Consider the following 3,690-nt stretch of genomic DNA (forward strand, 5'->3'; position numbering starts at 1 on the left):
GGCAAGACGTAGGAACAGACGAAAGTGACCACTCGATTAGTCGTGAACGACTTCAACTGGATTGGGCAGTACAGTCGGCTGAAATCAATCGCAGCACAACGGGCAGGATTAGCAACCCGTTCTTGGACGTAGCACGATACAGTTTATCCCACAATATCCTGAGGCAATACCACTGTTCGATTACATAGGTTAGCTCACTCTTTTTTGCCCCTTCTTTCGTCTTAAGCGTTCTTTCAACACTTCTGATTAGATTGTATGAGCAAATCAGGCTGCTTTTCAGAAGCTTTCCAACCGATTAAGCTGACTTAAAATTTATCAAAAAATTTCTCAATTCCGGCAAAAAAGAATTAATCGGATTTAACGTTGTCTTAACACTTACACAACAACACTTTGGAGATTAACATTTCATCAAACACAGGAGAGAAAATTATGCATACTCATGTAATGTTACTCGCTCTGGCTTTTGGAGGGGGATTTCTCATGCTCTTGAGTACTGTGTATGCCCAGCAGCCATCGACAGGTTCTGGAGCCAACATTCCTTGTCCAGTACCGATGCAAATTAGCTTAACGGCTCCGCCTCCAGTAGCTGCGACAGTAAATTTAGCTGACTTTCCGAGCTTCCCTCCATCAGCAATTTTCGAGCCAAATTTTAATGGAGGGGCAAGAAATAGACATTTCCGGCATACTTTTAGCTGGAAACCTGAAACTGACTGTTGCCAATACATAAGGGGAAGCTTGACTTTAGCATATAAGGCACTCAGCAGTGGGCAGTCAGCTAATTCTTCGGATGCAGGTAATGATACCTGGGTCATTTTTAAGGGAAGCAATGCATTAGCGAGAGGAAAAATTTATACTAGTTTCCCGTTTGCATCAGGGGTTACTGGAACAATGACTATACCCCTAACACCTGACATGCTAGCAGGCGATCAGCTGAGCTTCTTGGTTCAAGATGATACTTCAATTACATCTGCGAAGCTCGAAGTTGTCGCCTGCTGTTTGAAAAGGTGATTCGGGAGGGCTTGGGAAGACCTAGCTTCAACAAGAAAGCGGGGCAATCAAGTTTTCTGCTTGACGGACTTTAGTATGGGTTTATTTTCCAATCAAACCTTAAGAACCTGTTTGAAAAGGTAGCTGATAGAGTAAAGGGGTCGATTGAAGACATCATAAATGACATAACTGTCTTACCGCAGTGACCTTAACTGATGCCTATGGAAACCACTCGTGTCCTATCTTCCCGCGGCCAGACCCGGTGAATGATCGCGAACTATAGAAATGCGAGAAGTCTGCAATGCCACTTTTCACCTAATCCGCAACGGCTGTCAGTGGCAAGACTTGCCGTATGACCTGCCGAAGTAGCAAAGTTTCTGCTCCTACTTTTGCGCTTGGAGTCGCGACGGCACGCAGCAGAAACTTAATGATCTGCTGTGAGTTCAACTCAGGAAGCGAGCAGGACGCAATAAGCAACCGAGTATTAGCAGTATCGATAGTCAATCGGTTAAAACAGTCGGAGCCGCTGATGAGAGAGGTAAGGACGCAAGCGCACGATTCTGTTTGATACGATGGAGCTGCTCCTATCGGTCGTTCACAGCACTGGTCGCTCTAACTACACTGGGCTGACTATGTTGGCCCTCTTGTGCGCTCTGCTCTAGTCATGCTTGCAATAGATTTGGGTTGATAGCACCTTTGGCAGCAAGAACTTTATCGCAATCGCAAAGGCGCAACCAGCGTTATGGTTGGACTTTCAAAGCGGTTAAATGTTCGGATGACCCTCAGTGCTTTGTTCTGCTTCCTAGGCGTTGGGTGGTGGAGCGCACTTTCCCCTGGTTTGGGTACTTTTGTCGCCTCAGTAAGGACTACGAATACCTGCCAATTCACAGTGAAGCTGTGTTCCACGCTGCAATGATGCATTCCATGCTCAGGCGTTTAGTGCCATCAACGGCGGCGAGCTTGACGGCGTTCGTTATCCTGCCGACGGCGATCGCGCCAGTCTGCCAAGGTCAAGTAGGCAACGCCACCCGTGACAATGACCAACAGTCCAAATGCCATCAGTACTAGGACATTTATGGTGGAGATTTCTGGCATAGGTGATGGCAGTGCTAGAAACCGTTGCGGCCCCAAACAACCAGAGCGATTGAAAAAGTGAAGACAACTAATAGACCAGCCCAGCCCATCGACAGAATATCCATAGTGTTACTAACATCGTAGGTAATAATTCCAAATCTTATGATAGAGCAAAACTGGAGCTAGACGTGATGTGGACTAAGCCCGACTGTCAATCTTGCCTGAGTTGAATCTGCTTTCAGCGGTCTTCTTTGACCAATGGGCTTGCTCAATAGTCGGGAGCATAGCTCTCGCATTTGTCAGCAATGCACTTGTCAGCGATAGTATGAGATAGGCTATTGCTAGCTAAAGTGTGTCAGTTCAGTATAGTGGAGATAATCCTGTAGCGAAGGAAAGGCAACGCTATGAAACCGAGTAAAGCGTTGGTAGCTGATAATCTGACACGGCTAAACTATTTTCTGTACTTGGTGCCCATTTTTGGTGTTTTCCCAGCGCTATGGCGACTATATCGTCAGCAGGGTAGCCGAGAAGAGCAACGTCTTGCCCGCTTGGTCATCTTCATGGCTTTTGTGTGGTTGGCGGGGACATTGTTGATGCAAACGAGTAGTCAGGCCAACGAGGGGATGCGTCTGCCGCTACTACTGATGAGCAGCGTCCTAACCTCTGGCTATTTTGTGACTAACCTTTGGCTAATGATTCGTGTTTGGCAGCGTAAATCACCAACTCTCTTCTGGGGCGATCGTAAATCCAAACGTCGGTAGCTAGCCATTACCACCTAGAAATGGACATATCGGGATTTTTACAGAGGTTAACTACAACCTACAGTTAGCCTCCAGCGGTTCTTGCCAGCGTATACCTGCCAAATCTAGGCTATGGTGTAGCCCGCACTCACGATCGCCTGTTTAATGGCATCACCAGCTTCTTGAGTTTCCACAGTCACCTGCTTAGTCACTACATCAGCGGTTACCGTTGCCTTAGGATCAATAGCATGGATTGCCTGGGTAATGGTGTTAGCACAAGCACCACAGGCCATATCCGGAACTGCAAACTTAAGAGCCATACGACTATCTTTGCATCTACAACCAACCCGATTGTAACCGCTAGTGCTCAAGACATCCTAATCTAGTAGGAACTAGGCTGGCAAAATCCCCTTTAACTATCTCTTCGAGTGCTGCACGATCACGCTTGCTTTGCAGAATATTCATCAAAGTATTCTCAACAGGCGATCGACTTCATCAAAGGTTTACGGTAAGCTACGGAAGTGAGATTTACTATGAATGTAGCAAGGTCAAGCTAGCGCATTAACCCTGATGTTGACACGGATATTATGAGTTCAACCTTGCATTGAGTTCGTTTTGGATCATTCATGCTGGATTGAAAGTGGTTGCGATGGTTACTAACAAAGCCCGAGTTTGTTGCAATGTAATGGAGTTCCTAGTCGCCGAAGAAATCGAGAAGCAGCTCAAATTTGTTCCTGCACGGTTAGCTAAGTACTTAAATGTACAGGAGATATCTGCTTTTGCGTTGAATCGCTTACCTGCTTTGTATGCAACTAGCGAACGTGGCTGGCGACAACAATGCATTAAAGGTAAACGAGATTATGGGGAGAAAATCAAACATGCCGTGCGT

Annotated in this window: 5 protein-coding genes and 2 pseudogenes; 5 read left to right on the forward strand and 2 right to left on the reverse strand. The window is 46.4% G+C overall.

Annotated elements, in window-relative coordinates; genetic code table 11:
• The 3 genes and pseudogenes from NZ772_15555 (at position 1) to NZ772_15565 (ending at position 1,929) form a co-directional block, all read left to right on the forward strand.
• Positions 1-132, forward strand: a pseudogene (locus tag NZ772_15555) (IS1 family transposase).
• A gap of 258 nt (positions 133-390) precedes the next feature.
• On the forward strand, positions 391-1,008 hold the full coding sequence (locus NZ772_15560; protein ID MCS6814972.1) for a hypothetical protein: 618 nt from the start codon (positions 391-393) through the stop codon (positions 1,006-1,008).
• A 762-nt stretch (positions 1,009-1,770) separates the two neighbouring features.
• A pseudogene (locus NZ772_15565) lies at positions 1,771-1,929 on the forward strand (IS5/IS1182 family transposase).
• A 3-nt stretch (positions 1,930-1,932) separates the two neighbouring features.
• On the opposite strand, the gene NZ772_15570 reads toward NZ772_15565, so the two are convergent.
• Positions 1,933-2,118 carry a hypothetical protein gene (locus tag NZ772_15570; protein MCS6814973.1) on the reverse strand — a complete coding sequence of 62 codons (186 nt, stop codon included), beginning with the start codon at positions 2,116-2,118 and terminating at the stop codon, positions 1,933-1,935.
• Positions 2,119-2,465: 347 nt separating this feature from the next.
• On the opposite strand from NZ772_15570, the gene NZ772_15575 reads away from it, so the two are divergent.
• The gene (locus NZ772_15575) at positions 2,466-2,822 is read left to right on the forward strand and encodes a hypothetical protein (GenBank protein MCS6814974.1); all 357 of its coding nucleotides are present in this window, start codon (positions 2,466-2,468) and stop codon (positions 2,820-2,822) included.
• 104 nt (positions 2,823-2,926) lie between these two features.
• On the opposite strand, the gene NZ772_15580 is transcribed toward NZ772_15575, so the two are convergent.
• Positions 2,927-3,121, reverse strand: a complete 195-nt coding sequence (locus NZ772_15580; GenBank protein MCS6814975.1) for a heavy-metal-associated domain-containing protein — start codon at positions 3,119-3,121, stop codon at positions 2,927-2,929.
• 284 nt (positions 3,122-3,405) lie between these two features.
• On the opposite strand from NZ772_15580, the gene NZ772_15585 reads away from it, so the two are divergent.
• The coding region (locus NZ772_15585; GenBank protein ID MCS6814976.1) for a late competence development ComFB family protein at positions 3,406-3,690 on the forward strand (285 nt) is incomplete at its 3' end.

It is taken from the genome of Cyanobacteriota bacterium, from assembly GCA_025054735.1.
GTDB lineage: Bacteria > Cyanobacteriota > Cyanobacteriia > SKYG9 > SKYG9 > SKYG9.

Excerpts from the sequence above, each read along its gene's own strand:
- NZ772_15575 (MCS6814974.1), top strand. The coding sequence starts at position 2,466 with ATGAAACCGAGTAAAGCGTTGGTAGCTGATAATCTGACACGGCTAAAC.
- NZ772_15580 (MCS6814975.1), bottom strand. The coding sequence starts at position 3,121 with ATGGCTCTTAAGTTTGCAGTTCCGGATATGGCCTGTGGTGCTTGTGCT.